This is a genomic window from Leptospira hartskeerlii (genome assembly GCF_002811475.1).
GTDB classification, from domain to species: Bacteria; Spirochaetota; Leptospiria; order Leptospirales; family Leptospiraceae; genus Leptospira_B; species Leptospira_B hartskeerlii.
Genome location: NZ_NPDL01000009.1, coordinates 1 through 21,105, shown reverse-complemented (window position 1 = coordinate 21,105; position 21,105 = coordinate 1). Strand labels below are relative to the sequence as shown.

Annotated in this window: 18 protein-coding genes; all 18 read left to right on the top strand. The window is 42.3% G+C overall.

The annotated features are described in order from the left end of the window. A partial coding sequence (infB, locus tag CH352_RS15770; protein WP_244283364.1) for a translation initiation factor IF-2 occupies window positions 1-2,299 on the top strand: 2,299 nt, incomplete at its 5' end. Window positions 2,300-2,306: 7 nt separating this feature from the next. Beyond that, window positions 2,307-2,660 carry a 30S ribosome-binding factor RbfA gene (rbfA, locus tag CH352_RS15765; RefSeq protein ID WP_008592500.1) on the top strand — a complete coding sequence of 118 codons (354 nt, stop codon included), beginning with the start codon at window positions 2,307-2,309 and terminating at the stop codon, window positions 2,658-2,660. Beyond that, the gene (gene truB / locus CH352_RS15760) at window positions 2,617-3,543 is read left to right on the top strand and encodes a tRNA pseudouridine(55) synthase TruB (protein ID WP_100708259.1); all 927 of its coding nucleotides are present in this window, start codon (window positions 2,617-2,619) and stop codon (window positions 3,541-3,543) included. Before rbfA ends, truB begins: the two co-directional genes overlap by 44 nt. Window positions 3,544-3,594: 51 nt before the next feature. Next, a complete protein-coding gene (rpsO, locus tag CH352_RS15755; RefSeq protein ID WP_100708260.1) occupies window positions 3,595-3,861 on the top strand; it encodes a 30S ribosomal protein S15 in 267 nt (88 codons plus the stop codon). 14 nt (window positions 3,862-3,875) lie between these two features. Further along, window positions 3,876-5,963, top strand: a complete 2,088-nt coding sequence (gene pnp, locus CH352_RS15750; protein WP_100708261.1) for a polyribonucleotide nucleotidyltransferase — start codon at window positions 3,876-3,878, stop codon at window positions 5,961-5,963. A 43-nt stretch (window positions 5,964-6,006) separates the two neighbouring features. Next, a complete protein-coding gene (locus CH352_RS15745; RefSeq protein WP_100708262.1) occupies window positions 6,007-7,299 on the top strand; it encodes a M16 family metallopeptidase in 1,293 nt (430 codons plus the stop codon). Window position 7,300: 1 nt separating this feature from the next. Next, window positions 7,301-7,735: a dUTP diphosphatase gene (gene dut / locus CH352_RS15740; RefSeq protein ID WP_100708263.1), complete on the top strand. Its 435-nt coding sequence runs from the start codon at window positions 7,301-7,303 to the stop codon at window positions 7,733-7,735. Between the two features lie 59 nt (window positions 7,736-7,794). Next, the gene (locus CH352_RS15735; RefSeq protein WP_100708264.1) at window positions 7,795-10,599 is read left to right on the top strand and encodes an FtsK/SpoIIIE family DNA translocase; all 2,805 of its coding nucleotides are present in this window, start codon (window positions 7,795-7,797) and stop codon (window positions 10,597-10,599) included. Between the two features lie 102 nt (window positions 10,600-10,701). Beyond that, window positions 10,702-11,433 carry a LolA family protein gene (locus CH352_RS15730; protein WP_100708265.1) on the top strand — a complete coding sequence of 244 codons (732 nt, stop codon included), beginning with the start codon at window positions 10,702-10,704 and terminating at the stop codon, window positions 11,431-11,433. Window positions 11,434-11,458: 25 nt separating this feature from the next. Continuing rightward, complete coding sequence (locus CH352_RS15725; RefSeq protein WP_100708266.1) at window positions 11,459-12,586, top strand: helix-turn-helix domain-containing protein; 1,128 nt, start codon at window positions 11,459-11,461, stop codon at window positions 12,584-12,586. An 8-nt stretch (window positions 12,587-12,594) separates the two neighbouring features. After that, the gene (gene rimO / locus CH352_RS15720) at window positions 12,595-13,920 is read left to right on the top strand and encodes a 30S ribosomal protein S12 methylthiotransferase RimO (RefSeq protein ID WP_100708267.1); all 1,326 of its coding nucleotides are present in this window, start codon (window positions 12,595-12,597) and stop codon (window positions 13,918-13,920) included. Continuing rightward, window positions 13,917-14,651, top strand: a complete 735-nt coding sequence (gene pgsA / locus CH352_RS15715; protein ID WP_100708274.1) for a CDP-diacylglycerol--glycerol-3-phosphate 3-phosphatidyltransferase — start codon at window positions 13,917-13,919, stop codon at window positions 14,649-14,651. The genes rimO and pgsA overlap by 4 nt, the downstream gene beginning before the upstream one ends. Further along, on the top strand, window positions 14,641-15,651 hold the full coding sequence (gene trpD / locus CH352_RS15710; RefSeq protein ID WP_100708268.1) for an anthranilate phosphoribosyltransferase: 1,011 nt from the start codon (window positions 14,641-14,643) through the stop codon (window positions 15,649-15,651). Before pgsA ends, trpD begins: the two co-directional genes overlap by 11 nt. 53 nt (window positions 15,652-15,704) lie before the next feature. Continuing rightward, the gene (gene yajC / locus CH352_RS15705) at window positions 15,705-16,043 is read left to right on the top strand and encodes a preprotein translocase subunit YajC (RefSeq protein ID WP_100708269.1); all 339 of its coding nucleotides are present in this window, start codon (window positions 15,705-15,707) and stop codon (window positions 16,041-16,043) included. Window positions 16,044-16,083: 40 nt separating this feature from the next. After that, a complete protein-coding gene (locus CH352_RS15700) occupies window positions 16,084-16,794 on the top strand; it encodes an SRP-less Sec system protein (protein ID WP_100708270.1) in 711 nt (236 codons plus the stop codon). 10 nt (window positions 16,795-16,804) lie between these two features. After that, window positions 16,805-18,745 (top strand): protein translocase subunit SecD, encoded by a 1,941-nt coding sequence (secD, locus tag CH352_RS15695; protein ID WP_100708271.1) that lies wholly within the window; start codon window positions 16,805-16,807, stop codon window positions 18,743-18,745. Next, the gene (secF, locus tag CH352_RS15690) at window positions 18,738-19,676 is read left to right on the top strand and encodes a protein translocase subunit SecF (RefSeq protein WP_100708272.1); all 939 of its coding nucleotides are present in this window, start codon (window positions 18,738-18,740) and stop codon (window positions 19,674-19,676) included. The genes secD and secF overlap by 8 nt, the downstream gene beginning before the upstream one ends. Continuing rightward, window positions 19,673-20,965 (top strand): bifunctional diaminohydroxyphosphoribosylaminopyrimidine deaminase/5-amino-6-(5-phosphoribosylamino)uracil reductase RibD, encoded by a 1,293-nt coding sequence (locus tag CH352_RS15685; protein ID WP_100708273.1) that lies wholly within the window; start codon window positions 19,673-19,675, stop codon window positions 20,963-20,965. Before secF ends, CH352_RS15685 begins: the two co-directional genes overlap by 4 nt. Window positions 20,966-21,105: the final 140 nt, after the last annotated feature.

The following is a 21,105-nucleotide window of genomic DNA, read 5'->3' as shown; positions in this document are numbered from 1 at the left end:
TCGTCGTCATCGTCATTTTTGTATAAGAGACAGAAGACCGACTTACTCCAAACAAAACAGGGAAGTAGGAGAGTCAGGTGGCGGTAATTACCTTGGAAATCGTTCCGACGGAAATCAAAGCGGCCAAGGTGGTGGCGGATATCGTGGAGGCCAAGGTGGTCAGGGCGGTGGTGGTTATCGCGGAGGCCAAGGTGGTCAAGGCGGAGGATTCCGTGGAGGCCCAGGCGGCCAGGGTGGCGGATTTAGAGGCGGTCCAGGTGGCGGCCAAGGCGGTGGATTCCGAGGCGGTCCGGGTGGTCAAGGCGGAGGATTTCGCGGAGGCCCAGGCGGACAGGGTGGCGGATTTAGAGGCGGCCCAGGTGCTGGAACTCCACCTCCAGGTTTAGGACCTGCAGAAGGCGGAAGAGGAGTTCCTTCCGGCAAAAAACGTAATGATAAAGATAGGGGTGGAAGACCAGAAGGTCAGGAAGGTTCTGAAAATTCTAAATTCTTCCGCCAATCTTACAGAAAGCAGAAAGTAAGCGGACCTACTGGAGTTTCCGTACCGAAAGAGATCACTCTTTTAGAGAATGTCCAAGTAGGAGAACTGGCTAAGAAAATGAATCTTAAGCCGGGAGATGTCATCGGAAAACTCATGAAAATGGGAATGATGGTGACCATCAATAATATCATCGATGCAGAAACTGCATCTATTCTCGCTGATGAATATGGCTGTAAGGTAAAAGTAGTTTCTCTATATGAAGAAACTCTAATCGACGAAGAAAAAGACAGTCCGGAAGATTATATCCATAGACCTCCAGTCGTTACCATCATGGGTCACGTTGACCACGGTAAGACAAGACTATTGGATACTATCCGTAAATCTTCTGTCATCGATACTGAGTCCGGTGGAATTACACAACATATCGGTGCTTACCAGGTAAAAACTTCCAGAGGGGAGATCACCTTCTTGGATACTCCTGGTCACGAAGCCTTTACATCTATGAGGGCAAGGGGAGCTAAGGTCACGGATATCGTGATCCTGGTAGTTGCTGCCGACGACGGAGTAATGCCTCAAACTTTAGAAGCATTGTCTCACGCAAAGGATGCAAAAGTTCCTATCATAGTTGCAATTAACAAAGTGGATCTTCCTACTGCAAATCCTGATAAGATCATGCAGGAACTCGCCAACCATGGACTCCAATCGGAAGAATGGGGCGGGGATACGATGTATTGTAAGATCTCTGCGAAGGAAAATATCGGGATCGATAAACTTTTAGAATCTGTGCTTCTGCAAGCCGAAGTTCTGGATCTGAAAGCGAACCCTAAACGTAGAGCAAAAGGTACAATCGTAGAAGCGAAGCTTGATCCGGGCCGCGGAGCAGTTGCGACAGTTCTTATCCAAAACGGAACCCTAAGAGTTGGAGATCCGTTCGTAGCTGGAGTATTCTCCGGTAGAGTTCGTGCGATGTATGATGATTACGGTCATCTGATCAAGGAAGCAGGACCTGCTTTCCCTGTTCAAGTAACTGGACTTGACGGAGTTCCTGATGCAGGAGCACCTTTCGACTCGGTAGAAGACGAGAAAGAAGCAAGAAACATCTCTCAACACCGTATCGAATTCGAAAGGATCGGAAACGCCGGTGCCGCAGGTTCCAAAGTCACCCTGGAAAACATGAACGAGTTCATCAAACAGGGCGCATTAAAAGAACTGAAAGTAATTATCAAAGCAGACGTTCGTGGTTCTGCGGAAGCAATCAAGGAAGCTTTGGAAAAACTTTCCACTTCGGACGTAAAACTGAACGTAATTCAGTCCGGAGCTGGGGCTATCGTGGATATGGACGTGATGCTTGCATCCGCTTCTAACGCGATCGTGATCGGCTTCCATGTTCGTGCGAATCCTAAAACCATTGCGCTCGCCGAAAAAGAAGGCGTTCAGATCAAATACTACAACATCATATATCAGGTTGTGGACGAGATCAAGATGGCGATGGAAGGACTTCTCGAACCGGAAAGGATCGAAGAAGTTATCGGAACCGCAGAGATCAGAGAAGTTTTCAAAGTTTCCAAGATCGGAAATATCGCGGGTTGTATGGTTACTTCCGGGAAGATCACAAAAGCTTCCGGTATCCGCGTGATCAGCGATGGAGTCCAAGTATTCGACGGAAAACTCAAGTCTCTTCGAAGATTCAAAGACGAAGTTAACGAAGTTGTGAACAATTTCGAATGCGGTATCCAGTTGGAAAACTACAACGACTTCAAAGCGGGCGACACAATCGAAGCTTATACAGTCACAGTAGTAAAACGGAAACTGGAGTAGTGTTAGAGTGAATCCGATCCGTAAAAGGAAAATCGAAGCGGAGACGGTTCGGACCGTCGCTATGATGATCCTGGCCGGAAAAGTCAAGGACCCCCGGGTCCATATGGTTTCCGTTCACAGATCGGAACTCTCGGACGATTCCAAGAATCTAAAGGTGTACGTCACAGCCATCTGTACGGACAAAAAAAAGGAAAAATTACTCGCTGGATTAAATAGCGCCTCGGGTAAATTTGCCGCGACTCTTTCCACAAAACTCAATCTAAGGATCACTCCCCGGATGAGTTTTGTTTGGGACGAAGAATATATCCAAGGTTTAGATGAATCCCTCCGACTTACGAGAAAACCAACAAATCCGGACTGAATTCGGATTTTTGCTCTTGGATAAACCAATTGGAATGACTTCTTCCGATCTGGTTTTGAAAGCCAAAAAGACTCTTGGACTCAAAAAAGTTGGGCACACTGGTACCTTGGATAAGGCGGCCTCCGGTTTAATGGTTCTGCCTGTAGGCACTTCGACAAGTTTCTCCCAAGTATTTTTAGGCAAAGACAAGGAGTATGAGGCGGACGTTCAGTTCGGCTTCTCCACTGACTCTGGAGACAGAGAAGGTTTAGTTGTAGAAGATTGGGAAATTTCTAAGATCCAAAAATGGTATCAGGAATCCTTGCCAAGGTTGGAAGATATTCTTTCCAAGGTTTCGAGCTGGGAAGAACAGGTCGCACCTGAAGTTTCCGCGCTCAAAGTGCAAGGACAGAGAAGAGCTAAGTTATTTAGGGAAGGTATCTCTGTTCCACCAAGCATTCGTAAGATCAAAATATTCGAATTCGAAGCAGGTGAATTCTGTCCCGAAGGTTTCAAGATAAGGGCCAGAGTTTCAGGCGGGACTTATATCCGTAAGCTTGTAATGGATATAGCGGAAGAGGCTGGGATCCCAATGTGTCTTAAGTCCTTGAATAGGACGAAGGTGGGCAAACTCAAGCTGGAACAGGCCGATACCTACGAGGCATTACTACTTGGAAAAGCAATCATCCATCCTCCGGAAGAAATTCTGGACATTCCTTCGATAGAGATCCCTAGTACTGAAGTAAAAGACGTTTTTCACGGGAAAAAGATCAAACTGGACTGGATCCCGACCCAGGAGTTCCTACTTACCTCTCCGGAAGGAGAGATTTTGGCATATTGCAGAAGGGAGGGACTTCCTGGCAGCCTTTCTTATAAATATTTGAAGGTCTTTTCTAAAATTTAGCTTGGACAGGGGGCTAGGCCCCCGAAAATTGGCAGCAGGTACAATCAAACTATGGTAACTACGGAACAAAAGAAGCAAATTATATCCACATTTGCAAAAGGACAAGGGGACACTGGGTCAACTGAAGTCCAAGTCGCTATTCTAGACGCTCGCATCAAAGATCTTAACGAGCATTTTAAATCTCATAAGAAAGATTTTCATTCTAAAACCGGTCTTCTTAAATTAGTAAGCAAACGTAAAAAATTATTGGAATATCTAAAACGCCAAAATCTGGAACGTTACAAAAAACTAATCGAAACTCTCGGACTCCGTAAGTAATCAGGAGTCCTCTCATGGCTAAAACTATTAATGGCCAATTTGGCCGTGATTCAATCACTCTCGAAACGGGAGATTGGGCGAAGCAAGCCCACGGGTCCGTAGTATATAAAACTGGAAATCTTGTTTTATTAGCAACTGTTTGTGCCGTAGACGAACCTAAAGAAGGCCAAGACTTCTTCCCACTTACTTGCGAATATTCTGAAAAAGTTTATTCAGTAGGTAGATTCCCTGGTGGATATTTTAAAAGAGAAGCAAAACCTTATGAGCATGAGGTTTTAAATTCAAGGATCATCGACAGACCGATCCGTCCTCTTTTTCCGGAAGGATATTTCTGCGAAGTTCAATTGCAGGTAACTGTTCTTTCTGCGGATAATGAAATTTCTACGGCGGGTCACGCATTAAATGCAGCTTCTGCAGCATTAACGATCTCTAATATTCCTTTCAATGGTCCGATCGCCGGAGCAAGAGTAGGAAGAATTAACGGAGAACTCGTGATCAATCCTAGCAACAAAGAGATCCTGAATTCAGATCTAGATCTGGTTGTTGCCGGAACGAAAACCCATATCGTAATGATAGAGGGAGAGGCAAAGGAATTATCCAATTCTGAAATGTTGGAAGCATTAAAGTTTGCCCACCAACATATCGCAAAATTTGTAGAACTTCAAGAAAGCTGGGCGAAAGAACTCGCAGTAGTTAAAAAAGAAGTCAAACTCAGAGTAAAAGATGAAACTCTTTTAGGCGAAGTCCGCAAATACGCATTCGATAAGATCTCTGCTGCAAACAAAACTGCTGATAAAACTTCTCGTAATAAAGAAATTTCTAATGCAAATAAAGAAGTAGTAGAGCACTTCAAAGAAACCGTAACTGAATCAGAAAAGATCAAGGACATCAAAAACTTCTTACATGAACTCGAGTATGAGATCGTAAGAGAGCAGGTATTAAAAGAAGGAGTTCGTTTCGACGGAAGAAAGTTGGACGAGATCCGAAATATTAGCGTAGAGATGAGTCCTCTTCCAGGAGTTCACGGTTCTGCAGTATTTACCAGGGGACAAACCCAGTCTTTGGGAACAGTAACTCTTGGAACTGCATCCGACAACCAACGTTATGAGACATTGGAAGGTCAGAAAGAAAAGAATTTCATGCTTCATTATAACTTCCCTGCGTTCTCAGTAGGAGAAGTAAGAAGATCTTCCGGCCCGGGTCGTAGAGAGATCGGTCACGGAAACTTGGCAGAAAGAGCGCTTAAATTAGTTCTTCCTAAGCCGGATGATTTCCCTTATGTAATCCGAGTTGTATCCGAAATTTTAGAATCCAATGGATCTTCTTCCATGGCTTCCGTATGTTCCGGATCATTGGCTCTTATGGCAGCTGGGGTTCCGATCAAGTCCGCAGTTTCCGGAATTGCAATGGGATTGTTCTCAGACGAATCCGGAAGATTTGCAGTATTATCCGATATCGCAGGATTGGAAGACCATTTCGGTGATATGGACTGCAAGATCGCAGGAACCAGAAAAGGGATCACTGCATTCCAAATGGACTTAAAAGTGACTGGTGTCGCGTTTAACGTTCTCGAGGCAGTATTTGCACAGGCAGAAAAAGCTCGTTTCCATATCTTAGACGTGATGGAAAAATCCATCTCTAAAGCTGCGGATTCAGTTTCTCGCACAGCGCCTAAAATTATCGTTAAATATATACCTAAAGATCGCATTGGGGAACTGATTGGTCCAGGTGGTAAAAATATCCGCGGAATCATCGAAGCTTCCGGAGCGGATATCAATATAGACGACGATGGAAAAGTTACTATCGCAGGAGCCAACCAAGAGCAGGCAGAAAAAGCTGCAGGCATGGTAGAAGGTTTCTTCGCAGAAGTAGAAGTAGGAAAAATTTACGAAGGCAAAGTAAAACGTATCACCGATTTCGGTGCCTTTGTGGAGATCCTACCTGGTAAAGAAGGACTTTGCCATATTTCCAAACTGGATTCCAAACGTGTGAATTCTGTTAAAGACGTAGTCAAAGAAGGTGAGATCATTCGTGTCCGCGTGTTGAACGTGGATAAAACAGGTAAGATCGATCTTTCCAGAAGAGACGCTCTCGAAGTTTAAAAGTGAATAAGACCGGCGAAATTTTTTCGCCGGGTGTCCGCCATTGGTTTTTCTAGAAGAAAAAAATCATAAAATAATATTAGGGAACGGACTTACTGTCTTGTTCCAAAGAGCTCCTTATTCCGTAAGCGTGTCTATGGGAGTGTATGTAAAAGTGGGATCCAGATCTGAAACTTTGGAAACCGCAGGTTACTGTCACTTCCTGGAACATATGCTTTTCAAAGACACTGAAAAGCGTACTGCAAAACAACAAGCGGAAGATTGGGAAAGAGTAGGTGCTTATTCTAACGCTGCTACTTCCAGAGAATATACTTACTTTCATGCAACCTTAGCCTCCAGAGATCTGGAACTTGGATTGGAATTACTTTCAGAAATGATGTTCCAGCCTTTGTTTAGGGACCAAGATCTTCGCACAGAAGCGGAAGTTGTTCTGGAAGAAATGAAAGGTTACGAAGATTCTCCGGAAGATGCGATCCATGATTTTTATTATAATAATCTATTTTCAGAAAATTCTTTAGGAAGAGATATAATAGGAACTGAAGCCTCGATCAGAGGAGTGACTCCTTCCAGTCTTAGAAAATTTTACGAGACCTATTATCATCCGGAGAATATGATACTTTCTCTTTCCGGAAATTATGAGCCGGAGTTTGTATTCGATCTAGTTTCTAAATACTTCTCCCATTCTACTAAAAAAGGAAAAGAAGGAACATTCGAAACTCCTAAAAAAGAATTCGGATATTTCCGTAAAGGGAATAAGGAAACGGAACAGGCCTATTTCATTTTAGGTGGAGAAGGTTTCCCTCGAAATTTCCACGATGCTACCAGGCTTTCTCTTCTCTCACATGTTTTAGGCGGAGGAATGTCTTCCCGATTATTCCAAAAAGTCAGAGAAGAAAAAGGTCTTTGTTATCATATCACAAGTTACCCTTCTTCTTACCGTGATGTAGGGATTAATTCGATCGTATGTTCCACTTCCAAAGAAAGATTTGCTGAAAGTCTGGAACTGATCTTGGAAGAATTAAGACTTTTCGTGGATAAGGGAGTTACTTCCCAAGAATTGAAAGACGCTAAGACAAACCACGAAGGAAGTCTTTCCATAGGTTACGAGCATACTGAAAGTAGGATGAATAATATCGCTTTCCAAGAATTATATTATGGAAAATACAATTCCTTAGAAAATAGGATCAAAGAGATCCATTCTGTGACAGAAGAAGAGATCAATCAAACTGTCAGAAGAATATATGCACTTCCTAAATTACATCTTTCCGTTTTAGCTAAATTGAAACCGAAAGAAGAACAAAAAATTAAATCCATTTTCGGATCTTATTCTTACTAATATGAAAATCCCAGTGAAAAAACTAAAAGAGAAGGCTCTTCTACCTGAGATCAAAACATCCGGATCTGCTGGTTATGATATCGCTGCCTGTTTAGATTCCAATTTGGAATTGCCTGTCGGGGAAGTTGTTTTAGTACCTACAGGACTTTCTTTTGCGATTCCGGAAGGATTTCATTTTGAGATCAGACCGCGCTCCGGATTTTCTACTAAGTTTAAAATTTTAATCCCGAATACCCCTGGTACAATCGACTCAGATTATAGAGGAGAATTGATGGTGCCACTACTCAACTTGGGAAAAGAACCTTATCTTTTAGAAGACAAAACTAGGATCGCTCAACTTTTGATCCGCCGCACTTGGCATAGCGAGTGGGAACTTGTGACCGAACTTCCTGAATCCGAAAGAGGGGCAGGCGGCTTCGGTAGTACAGGTTTCTAACCTTTTTTCAGTATTTTGTCTCTTTTCCCATTTCGGATTTCTGCCGATTCTTAAGGAGTATGGATAGAAGGGACCAAATAGTCGGACAAAATATAGCAATTTGGGAAAAGGGCCGGGCGGCATTGCCGTATCTTCTGCTTTTTACCGGGATTTTTCTGACACTTTCTCTTGGTTCTTTCACCATTGCTGAAAATGGAGTGGAGGCCAACCTTTTCGGTAGGCTCGGTCATTATCTTTCCTGGGGATTTATGTACTTATTCGGGAATGCTTCTTTTGTTCCCGGCATCATGCTCATCCTAACCGGTGGGATACTTCTTGCGAAACCTACTCAGGATGTAACGAACAAACTTCTTACTATTCCTTTATTCTTACTCGCAGTCGCAGTGAGTCTGAATGTTTTCGGAAATGTTTCCACAGTTCCATTTGCATCTAACGGTGGAGTTCTTGGTCAGGCATTAGCTGTGGCTTTGGAATATCTTCTTGGCTCTACAGGAAGACTTCTGATCCATTTTGTGGTCTATTTTTACGGCATACTTGTTTATTTGAACGAATCTCCGGTCCATTTTTTAGGAAGGCTTCTTGCACAAAGCGGTCGGGACTGGAAGGAGCAATGGCTTTCCGGTTATATGAGTGGAAGAACCAAAAAAGAAGAAGAAATCCAAAATTACGAACCGGCTTTTCCTAAAACCAAATCTGCTGATTGGTCCCAAGGTCTTGCCGATATGATGAATTCAATTCATGCTCGAAAACAAACGGATACTGAAATTTCAGAAGAGAATGTGCCCCCTTGGTTTCGTAGAGAAGTTTCGGGGCATTCTTCAGAGAGACAAAACAAAGTGAATAGTCCTGCTAATTTGGAATCTTATATCCAAAAAGCAAAAGGCAATTCTAAGATTGCAGACCTAAGAGAATCTAACGTGCAATATAGAAATTCAGGTCTTCTCCAGGGTTTTTTTGAAGAAGATAGAAAGATCTTCCAGTTCCAAACTGCTTCTTCTCGTCTTGTGGAAAAAGTATATGGAGTTCAGGAAAGAAAAGAAGAAGTTTCGGCTGCTTCTAAAAAAGCCTGGGAGATCTTGGATCTTAGAAGTGGAACTTCTACCGTTTCTTCTTTTGTAAAAGAAGAAGTTTTGAATGTAACCGCCGAAGTGGAAGAGTTGGAAGAAGAAATTCAGCCATTCGTTTCTCAAGTAGAAGTCGCAGAAGATGTTTCTGTTGAAGAGGAAAACTTCCAAGAAGAAGGCGAAGAGCTTGAAGAATGGACCGAAGAGGAAGACGAGGAACTGGAAGATTCTGAAGAAGAATACGAGGAAGAAACGGAAGACTCTGAAGAGATCACGGAAGTAGAAGAACCAAAGGCTGTTGTAGCTCCTACGCCGCCGGTCGCTGAGAAAAAACCGAAACAATCTGAACTTCCTTTTACGCCTGTTTCTATGGTGCCGATATTCCGTTCTAAACGTTCCGTGTATCATATTCCTTTGAATCGTTTGAAGAGCAATCCTACAAAAGTGCAAGATGCACTTTTCAAAGTAGAATCTGAAAAAGTTGCCTTCGAGATTGAGAACGCTCTAAAAGTTTATGGTTACGAAGCAAAAGTTGTAGGTTGGGAGAGAGGGCCGATCATCACTCGTTACGAACTTACTCCTCCTCCTGGGGTGAAACTGGGAAGGATTACTTCTTTGACTGACGAGCTTAGGATGTATCTTGCAGTTAAGAATATTCGTATAGTCGCTCCTATCCCGGGTAAATCCACGATTGGTATCGAGGTTCCGAACAAACATAGAGAGGATGTTTTCTTAGGCGATATATTACGTTCTTCTTTAGCGCCTAAACCTAAAAAGGATCTGAACATAGTCATCGGTAAGGATATCTCGGGTAAACTTGTATCCATTGATTTGAATAAACTTCCTCACTTGCTTGTGGCCGGAACAACCGGTTCCGGTAAATCAGTCTGTTTGAATGCGATGATCGCTTCTCTCGTCCTGAACCTTTCTCCCGAAGAAGTCCGTTTTATTATGATCGACCCTAAGATGGTGGAACTTACTCTCTTCGAAGATATCCCTCATCTTCTTATGCCTGTGATCAAGGATGCTCGTAAGGCAACCAAGTCCCTTTCTTGGGTGATCCAAGAGATGGAAGCACGTTATGAGGCTGTATCCCAATTAAAATGTAGGGACTTCCGTTCTTATAATGAAAAGGTAGAAGAACATTATCACAAAGAAGGTTATAATAAAATGCCTTATCTTGTGGTGTTCATTGATGAGCTTGCCGATTTAATGATGGTTTCCGGAAAAGATCTGGAAGATGCGATTACTCGTATCAGCCAGAAGTCCAGAGCGGTGGGGATCCACTTGGTGATGGCGACCCAAAGACCTTCTGTGGATGTGATTACCGGTCTTATCAAGGCAAACTGTCCTGCAAGGATTGCATTCCATGTGGCCCAAAAAACGGATTCCAAGATCATTCTGGATATGAATGGTGCTGAGTCACTTCTCGGAAAAGGAGATATGTTGTACAAGTCTCCTACTTCTGCGGACTTAGCAAGGATCCAGGCTCCATTTATCTCGGAAGAAGAGATCGAGAAAATCGTGGATGAGGCCAAAAAATACGGAGCTCCTACCTACGTAGATTTTGATCTAGAAGAGGAAACCGAATCTGAATCTGCGGATGAGATGGACGAGGAACTATTCGACAAGGCCTGGGAAATCGTAAGAACGGACAGAAAAGCAAGTGCAAGCTATTTGCAAAGACGTTTGAAAATCGGATACAACAGGGCTGCTCGGATCATGGAATTAATGGAAGAAAGGGGATACGTTTCTGCAATTCTGGGATCTAAGGGACGGGAAATTTTAAGGTCCGCTTAAAAATTCGACCCGGTTTAGGAATTTCCAGGCCGGGAAAAGAAACCAAGTGACAGGGGGGCGGATACTCGCCATCCTGGAAAAAAATCCCTGCATTACCTGAGAATGAAAGATACCAGAAGCAATCGTTCTATATTTATCGCCTTGTGTCTGTCCGTTTTATTCGGCAGCTTCTCCCTAGGCGCTCAGTCTTCCGCAAAACACCATTGGAATTCACCTTCTGAAGTGGTGAAAAAAGTCAGAAAAACTTTTTCGGATCTAAAATCTTATAAGGCCGATTTCGTGATCCAAACGGAATCGAACAAAAAAGTAGTCACTAAAAAAGGTGTCTGCTATTATAAGAAGGGCGGAAAGATCAAATATGAATTTTCAGATCCTTCCGGGGACGAGATCGTTTCCGATGGCAAAACTCTTTGGATCTTCATCAAAAGATTGAATGCCGCCGGTAAACAGGATCTTACATTAAATAAATCTAATAAATCCGGTCCTATTTTTTCTCCAATGACGGAGGAAGGTCTTTCCAGGATTTTCAGAAAGTATCATTATAAATTCGAATCTATAGAACAACCTCAGATCTCTCCTAAAGACAATCGTCAATATTTCGTATTGGCTTTGGAACAAAGGGAAAAGATCGGCGGTTATGAAACTATGACTCTCTACGTAGACGCACATACTTCCTTTATCAAAAAGGCAGTTGCGAGTGACGGAAGAGGTAAGACGACCACTGTCGAATTTTTCGGAGTGGATCCAAATGCGGATATCGAAGACGGAGTATTTAATTTCCGTCCAGACGGTAATTCTAAAATCGTAAATAACCCCTTGGTGTCGGAAGAATAGATCTTCCTAGGAAAGGAGAGCGAAATTGAATCAGAAACGAGTAGGGCAAATCCTTAGAGAGGCTAGGGAAGAAAAAAAGCTCACTGTAAAGGACGTATCTAAGGATACGAATATTTCCGTTAAGTACATTCTCGCATTGGAAACTGAGGACTATGCTCAGTTTCCCGGAGAAACTTTTACCATAGGTTTCCTAAAAAACTATGGTAGCTACTTAAAATTAGACACGGGAATGCTGATCAATTTATACAGGGGAGAGAAGATAGAAGAGTCTCAGGCTCCTTTGGAAGAACTCACCAAACCTACTTCTAGTTTTTATTATGATCTAAATTTCGATAAGAATAAACTGATCACTGCTATCTCGGTCCTTATGGTGGCGATTGCCGCCGTTCTACTCTATACCTTTGTTGACGGATCTTCTTCCGGTGACGATGTCGCGGAAGAAAGTGGTAGAAAGTTAGAGATCCCTGAAAACATAGATTTCATTAATCGTTCCGTTCCGGAAACAAGACCCGAAAGCTTTATCTTAACCGCCAACCAAGGTGTAAGTTTCAGCGCGTCTAATCAACAGTGTAAACTTTTCATCTCTTCGGTGGAACAAGGTTCCGATGCAAACACTGCGGTCCTTGCATTCAATGTGTATCCTGAATTGACTGTTTACAAGTTTAGATTGTCCGAAGGGCAGGAAAAGGTTCTCAGTTATTCTATTCCGGAAATTTCTTCCTTACGTAGAAGTATTCGGATCTCCGCTCAAAGTGTAACCGGAAGTTCCGCAAAAGTTTTGGTTTCCTTAAGTGAAGAAGAAAAACAAGGAAGTACGGTCCAGCCTAATCCTCAGGGAGAGGATTCCACAAAAACTTTGGGCGATGTTCCGATCCAAGTCACATTATTTTTCTCTAAACCAAGCTATGCTGAGTTTATTATAGATGGTCAGATGGGATTCAGAGGTCTTGTGCAAGGCGGAGAGAATAAAGCTCTCGAAGCGAAAGATCGCCTGGAGATCAAAGTGGGAGACGGTTCCGCAGTGGAGATGATCCAAAATGGAAAACCTAAAGTAGTCTTAGGACGTCCCGGAAAATTAGTGAAGAAAGTTTATATAAAAACACCAAACCCTTACGATAGCACTCAGTTTATCATTAAGGAGTTGGGCGAGTAAGGCTTCGTTTGGATAAAAAGTTCTACATCACCACTCTTGGATGTCCCAAAAATACAGTAGACTCCATGAGCATGCACCATTCTCTTTTGGAAGAAGGTTTTCTTCCGGCTACTAAACCGGAAGAGTCCGACTTCCATCTGATCAATACCTGTACTTTTATTCGCTCCGCTACGGAAGAAACCATCCAAACTATTTTAGGTGCTGCTCACGCTAAAAAACAAGAAGGCCAGAAGCTTGTAGTAGTGGGATGTTTCGCTGAAAGATATCCTAAAGATATCTCGGCAGAAATTCCGGAAGTCGATCTTGTTTTTGGGACCGGAAAATATTCCCAAGCAGGAAAGATCATAAAAGAAGCTTTCCGTAGAGATATTTCTTCTCCAGCAAAAACCGAATTCAATTCGGATATTGTAGAAAGAATGAAACTTTCTCCCGAAATAGAGAATTATTCCAAACCTTATGCTTATGTGAAAGTTTCGGATGGCTGCAATAGAGGTTGTGCATTCTGTATCATTCCTTCTCTTCGTGGAAAATTCGTGGATTCTCCTTTGGAAGAGATTATAAAAGATACTAGAAGAGCGATTGCTGCAGGTGCAAAAGAGATCTGTTTAGTTTCCCAGGATACAGTGTATTACGGAAAGGATTCAGACAAACTTCTGGATATGATCAAAACAGTCTCGGATATAGAGAATCTTGAAATATTAAGATTATTGTATTTATATCCGGATAAGAAGACTGAAAAAATCCTGAGATTGATGGGCGAAATTCCTAAGATCGCTCCTTATCTAGAATCTCCTCTTCAACATGTTTCTGAAAGAGTATTAAAGAACATGAATAGAAGCGGAGGATATTCCCAATTCAGGGATCTTTACTCTCTTGCTAGAGAAATGAGACCGGATCTTGAGATCAGAACTTCTTTTATATTAGGTTTTCCCGGAGAGACTGGAGAAGATGTGGATGAGATCTTACGTTTTGTAGAAGAGACTCGTCCGGAAAAGCTGAACTTATTCTCTTATTCTCCTCAGGAAGGAACGAAAGGGGCAGATTTGTCCCAAACAGTTTCCGATAAGGAGAAGGCGAAAAGGATCAACTTGATCCGAGATGCCCATTTGAAAATCCTACAAGAGATCCACGAATCCAGAATAGGAAAAACTTATACTGCGATCGTAGACGGACTCGAAGGTGATACTGCAATTGTCAGACGTTTGCAAGATGCTCCTGAAATAGACGAAGTAGTTTATGTAGAAGATCCTTCTTTGAAACCGGGAACGATCGGAAAAGTGAAAATCGAATCTTTTTACGAATACGACATGATGGGAACTTGGTTGGAATCTTGAATCCGAATATTAACTTACCCAACGCTCTTACCGTACTGAGAGTTGCTTCTCTGCCTTTTTTCATCTGGTTTTTATACCAGAAGGAACAGGCGTATCATATTGCCGCTCTCGTTTTATTCTCTATCGCATCTATCACAGATTTTATAGACGGTTATCTGGCCAGAAAATGGAAACAAGAAACAGAGTTTGGAAAATTCTTGGATCCACTCGCGGACAAGATCATCGTAGTAGGTTGTTTTACCACATTCATTTTTCTGCACGAGCAGATAGAACTTTGGATGGTGATATTGATCATCGGCCGAGATATGCTTATCACAACATTACGTTATCTAGCGATTCGTTTGGGAAAATCCATCCGGACCACCATGCTTGGAAAGGTAAAGACCGCTTTCCAAATGGGAGCCATTATTCTAATTCTGATCTTCTTTATATTAGTTTCTTCGAATAAAAGAATTTTGATCAACGAGGTCTACCAAAGCGGTAAACTTGCGGGTATGACCGTTTTTGGGATCGCTTCCGAAAACGCGGTTGCATTCGTGAAGGTTTGGCAGGAGAACGGTGCCCCCGGCTGGAACGAATTGGTATTCGGACTAGGTGGTTTCGTTCCGTATTTTGGAATGCTTTTGACCACTCTGATCACTGTACTTTCCGGAATACGTTATCTGATCTCAAATAGGGAAGTGATCCGTTATAGCTCTATACGGAGGGCCTTCGGTAAAAATGGAAATTAGACACGCTATCATCAAAGTTTTAGAAAAAAAACATCTTACGGTTTCGGAAGCGGAAACTGCGATCAATTCGGTCATGAAAGGGGAAGTATCCGAGATATTACTTTCTTCTTTTTTGACCGCAATGAGAGCGAAGGGAGAAACGGTAGACGAATTATTGGGCTTCTGTCTTGCTCTTCGCCGTAACGCTCTCAAGCCTAAAACGGTTTTTCCTTTTGATATGTTAGATACTTGCGGAACAGGTGGTGACGGAAAAGGGACCGTAAACATCTCCACACTTTCTGCGATTGTACTTTCTTCTCTCGGGATCAAAGTTGCAAAACATGGAAATCGTTCTGTTTCTTCTCATACCGGTTCCAGCGATATCCTAGGAAGACTCGGTTATAATACTGAGAAAACCCAAGAAGAAGTAGAGTCCCATCTGGTTGATAATGGATTTGCATTCTTATTCGCTCCGATGTGGCATCCATCTATGAAGTTTGCGGGGCCGGTCCGTAAAGAATTGGGCTTTAGGACCTTATTCAATATGATCGGACCTCTAAGCAATCCGTTCTCTCCTCAATACCAGATCATTGGAGTGTACGAGCCGGAGTTGACTGAAACTTTTATCCGAGTCTTGCAAGGTTTGGGTTTGAGAAGGGCACTCGTATGCCATTCTCGCGACGGTTTGGACGAATTTTCCATTTTTGAAAAAACGGATTATACTCTTTTGGAAGACGGGGTCATCTCCAGAAAAGACTTCGATCCAAAGGATCTAGGCCTAAAGGACCCGAATCCTGCGGAAGTATTTACAAGCGGTCCGGACCAGGCAGAGTCCTTGGCTAGAAAGATCCTGGCTGGGGAGAAGATTGCGGGTGCCCATGCGGTTGCTTTGAACGCGGGAGCAGGGCTTTTTACCTTGGGAAAAGCTCCTTCTATCCTAGATGGATACAAAACCGCATTAGAACAGTTGGCTTCCGGAAAAACAGGCGCCTTCTTTCAAAATTTAATTACCAAGGGATAATAAAGGAAAATACTGGTCTCAAAAAGGACCAAAAAGGAAACACAGGTTTCATCATGCTTAGTAATTTTCAAAATTTATTAATATTAGCCCAAGCAGATCCGGCTGGGGCACAAGGTGGCGGATTTAATACTCTATTATTCATCCCGATCCTATTTATCATTCTGTATTTTATAGTGATCCGTCCTCAAAGAAACGAGGAAAAGAAAAGAAAAACGATGATCGAGAGCCTTCAAAAAGGGGACGTAGTCATCACATCTTCCGGGATCCACGGCAAGGTGGTAGAATTTAAGGATAATAACGAATCTGTGGTTTTGGCAATCGCTAAGGACACCAACGTTACCTTCAATTCCAGCACGATTTTAAGAAAGAAGGAAAAAGAGAAAGAGGCGTAATTCGCTTTTTCCGATACGTATAATAAAACCGGTGCGACTTATGAATAAGATCCTATGCCTCCTTCTTTCTATCTCTTTGGCCCTGCCGATTTTCGGACAGGACGGAGAAGAAATCGATTTTTTGGATAAGGTTTCCGAACCTAAGAAGACAACTACTTCTTCCAAAAAGACTCCTCTTGCAAAAGCTTCTAGAAAGAAAAAAGTAAAGAAGAATGCTGGCAAAAAGAAGAAGGTAGTCGAGTCCAAAGAGACCGAGCAGAAAGAATCCGAGCCTAAGAAAAAAGTAGATCCGGAAATCGCACCGGAAGATCCTACTCAGGGAAAAAATTCAGGAGATCCCAACGGACCAAATGAAACATCTGAGAGAAATCTAAACAAAGAAGTTTCTAATCCTGAAGTTTCGGCTGATATCCAAAAGCCGTACTGGTTAAACGAAGAAACTAATTTAAGTCCGAAAAATCTGCCTGGTTATGACGCTAACGCATCATCTTTACCTAAAGAAGATATTTCTATCCGAGAGAAGTTGGGAGAGATCCTAAAACTCGGAGACGACAAGAAAAAAGAAGAAGAGAAAAGAAAGGCTGCGGAACAAAAAGAACAAGGCGCTATCGCAGGATTTTTCTCCGAACATAAAAAAGCGATCATCATTATCGCAATCATACTTGCTTTTGCTTTATACCAATTCAGAGCCAAAGGCGCACGCGTCACTCGGCGTTCCCCTGTGACCATCAATAAAGTGAGAAGAGACTAGGAGTCCGAATTTGAAATCTGTCCAATGGATTTTTGTTCCAATATTGGTAGTAGCGTCTTCATTGACGCTTCTTTATCCAAACTTCGCCGAAAGGGAATTGGAACTCGCAGTAAGAAAAGAATTTAAACAATTACCGGAAGAGACCCGCAAAGATTTACTTAACAGCTTTGCGGAAAGATGGAAAACCGATTATAACCCGAAAAGCGACTGGCAGATCGAACCTGATCCGAATATTTTTCCGGAGCAGGATTATTATCTAGTCAAAGGAAGATTTATCACTTCCGCAAAGATCAACCAGCTTTCTCAAGAAAACCAGGAACTGATCTTAGAGCCTAAGAACAAACTTAGACCAACTTGGGTAGAAGAGTATATTTTCGGCGGAAGACCACTGGCGATCCGTTTGGGATTGGATTTACAAGGTGGAATGAGAGTCGTTCTGAAAGGTGATTTCGACGATTATACTTCTAAATTAAAAGATTCTTATACAAAAGAGATCGAAGAGCTTACTCGTAAAAAAGGCGATGCTAGTCTTTCTGAAAAAGAAAGAAAAGAAGCTCAGGATAAACTGAAAGAGATCGAAAGTTATTTCGAATTAACTCCAAGCAGAAAACTCGCAGAGTTGGAAAAAGCGAAGTTGATCATCGACAATCGTTTGACCAACCAAAACTTGACCGAACCTCAGGTGCGTATCCAGAAAGACCAAGATTCTATCGAGGTTTCTTTACCGGGTGTTAGCAACTCTTCTCAGATCTTAGACATTATTCGAAACACCGAAACTGTGGAATACAGATTGAGAGAACCTTCTGATCCCAATGGGAATTCCAAAGGTACTTACCATGACGCAATTGAGTTAGAAGAAATGAAACTCATGAGCCAAGGTAGAAAGGAAGAAACCGAGATCGTAAGATTCCAGAATATCGTAAAACAGAAACTGGGAAAAGACGAACAGGACAAATTCCTGGAAGTTATGGAGAAGAAGTACAATATTCCTGAAAAATATAAATTGTACGTAAAATGGTCCCGGGCAAATAACCCAAAGGCATCTTTACTTCCAAGAGAATTCGTAGTTCTGGAAAGGGCTATCTCTCTAGATGGAAAGGACATGAGGAATGCTCGTGAGAGTTACGACCAAAACCGTCTTTCTTATTACGTTTCCTTCTCCTTAACTTCTCAAGGCGCCGAGAAATTCTTTGATATTACTTCTAAAAACGTAGGAAGGCAACTTGCGATCGTTTGGGGAGACAAAGTTATCTCAGATCCGGTCATTCGTAGTCCTATCGCCGGTGGTAACGCTCAGATCGATGGAGAGTTCGGACAAAAAGAAGCTACCGATCTTGCAAACGTGATCAGTGAGGGTGCACTTCCTATTCCATTGAACGTTTTAGAAATGAGATTTATCGGTCCTACTTTAGGGATCGAATCCATCGAAGTAGGATTAAAAGCGGTGCTTTTGGGATTTGCACTCGTGATCGTATTCATGTTGGTTATCTATAGATTGTCCGGCTTGGTCGCAGATATCGCACTTCTTGTGAACGTGATCGTACTTATGGCTCTTCTTTCCTTGATGGGATTCACTCTGACCTTGCCTGGTTTTGCAGGGATCATCCTTACAGTGGGTATGGCGGTGGACGCTAACGTGATTATCTACGAAAGGATCAAAGAAGAACTCATTGCAGGAAAGCATGTTTCTGCAGCGGTTGCTCAAGGCTTTGAGAACGCTTTCTGGACGATTATGGACAGTAACGTAACCACTTTGATCTCAGGTATTCTGATGATCAAACTTGGAAATGGTCCAATCAAAGGATTCGCGATCACTCTCTGTTGGGGTATCATCACTTCCTTGTTTACCTCCTTGTTCTTGAGTAGAATGATCATGGATCTATTGGTAAACAAATTAGGAGTTCGTAAACTCCAGATCGGATTCAAAAAACTGGAGTCCAAGAATGTTTGATTTTATAAAATATAAATACGTATCCATTACTTTCTCTACTATTCTGATCATAGTTGGGTTCGGAGTTACTTTCGGAAAATACGGCGGGTTTGCCACTTCTTTGGATTTTGATGGAGGCTTAAGAGCAGTTGTCGAATTTCCTGAGAATGTAGAACGTAAAAACCTGGAAGAATATTTTTCCTCTAAAAACTTAGAAGCTGTTTTGGTCCTGATGGACAAGGACAAAAACGATTACCAAATCGATATAGGCCTTGGTTCCGTAGACCAGATCAGACAACTCTATATAGATAGAAAAGGTAAAGATAGCGTCGAAGCTAAACAGGCTTCCGCGATTGATGCATTGATAGGCCTTTTACAAGAAGACTTTAAATTAGAAAAAAAGAAAATTCTCTCTGCGAACCAAGTAGGTTCCGTGGTGGGAGCTGAGTTGACTTCTACAGGGATTTCTCTTTTAAGTTTAACTCTTTTCTTCATCATGTTGTATTTGAGTTTCCGCTTCCAGTTCAAGTTCGCATTAGGCGCGATCTTAGCTCTTATCCATGACTTAGTGATCACAATCGCATTTATCGGATTTTTCCAAATTAAGCCGAGTGTTCCTATCATTGCGGCTCTTCTGACATTACTCGGATATTCCATTAACGATACTATCGTGGTATTTGACAGGATCCGCGAAAATGCCGGAAACTTGAGAGATACTTTCTCTAGAGTGATCAATCTTTCAATCAACCAAACACTTGCAAGGACCTTCAATACTTCCGTGGCAACTTTGATCTCTGTGGTTGCGATCATCATAGGCGGAGCAGTGGAGTTGTATGACTTCGCTTATGTTCTTACTTTCGGGATCATCCTCGGAACATTCTCCTCGGTATTCATTGCGGCACCGCTCGTGGACATCTACGACACTTTGAGTAAGAGGTGGAAACGCTCTTGAGCACAAGCCTCCCGGATCGGATTCGGGAGGAACTGACTCGTTATTCCTTTATCTCCACCGGATATTCTAGTCCGAATCCTCCGGTGGCCTGCGTTTTAGAAGACGCAAACACTAAAGAAATTCTCGCCTCTGCATCCACACAAAAGATCGGACAAAATCATGCAGAAAGAGAAGCATACCGTTTGCTTCGAGAAAAGTTCCCAAACGGAAAACTTCCCAGCCATATTGCGTATGTAACCTTAGAGCCATGCTCACATTATGGTAAAACTCCTCCTTGCATCGATCTATTCTTAGAAGAAAAACCAATTCGTTTGGAATACGGATGGAAGGATCCAAATCCTTTAGTATCTACTCATTCCGGTTTAAGTAAATTAGTGGATATGGGCGTTCAAGTTGTTGAAAATCCTAAGTTAGCCGAAATTTCTTCCCAATTCTTGTTCGGCTTCAAATCAAGAATTGAAAGAAGAAGACCCGCTTTTTTACTAAAAACTTCTCTGAGCAAAGAAGGCTATTTCAGTTCAGGAGAAGGTCATAGGGAGAAGATCTCCTCGCCAGAATCGGACGTGTTTCTCTCTATACTTAGAGCAAAGGTAGATGCGATCTTAGTAGGGCCGAATACTGTACGAGTCGACGAGCCTGGTTTGGATTTTAGAATACCTTCTTCTTTGCCGAAGACTACGCCGCGAATTTTGCTCGGATCTGAGGATGTAGATTCTAATCATAATGTTGGTAGGAGTTCCTACAATACTTTCAAAGGATTTTCGGGACTGGTCTCAGCAGTTTTGGAATATTCTTCCGATCCGAAAGTATTTCAGATCCATAAAGAAAAGGAAATGGATTACCAACCACTTAGAGTTTTCTTTTTACCGGATCAAAATTCGATCAGTCAAAACTTTTTAGAGAAACAAGGTAAGATCAATGAAAGGATTGGAAAGAAGAATGCCACATTCTTCTTAGATAGGAAAAAATCTTATGATCCGAATTTCTTAAGTAAATTAGAAGGACTTTCTAAATTTCCGTTAGAGAAGATCGACTTCTACGATATCTCCAGAATTTTAGAAATTTTACATTTATGGGAGATCAACACTGCACTCGTAGAAGGTGGAAATTTCCTATACAAACTATTTTCTCCGATCCTTACCGAAGATGATGCGATCCTACAAATCAGATCGAATACAGTTTCTTTTCCAAAAGGAATCTTGCCTGAATGGAAGGGGAAATTTTCCATGGAATGGAAGACAGAACTAAATACAGATCTTTGGGAGATGGGTAGATGTTCACAGGATTGATAGAATGCACCGGGAAAATTGAATCCGTCAAAGACACTGGAGACGGTAAAATTTTTAAGGTTTCCACTACTTGGAAAGAAGTAACAGTGTGACAAGCGCCATTGACCGAAATGGAGTCTCCATTTTTTAGATCAGGATCT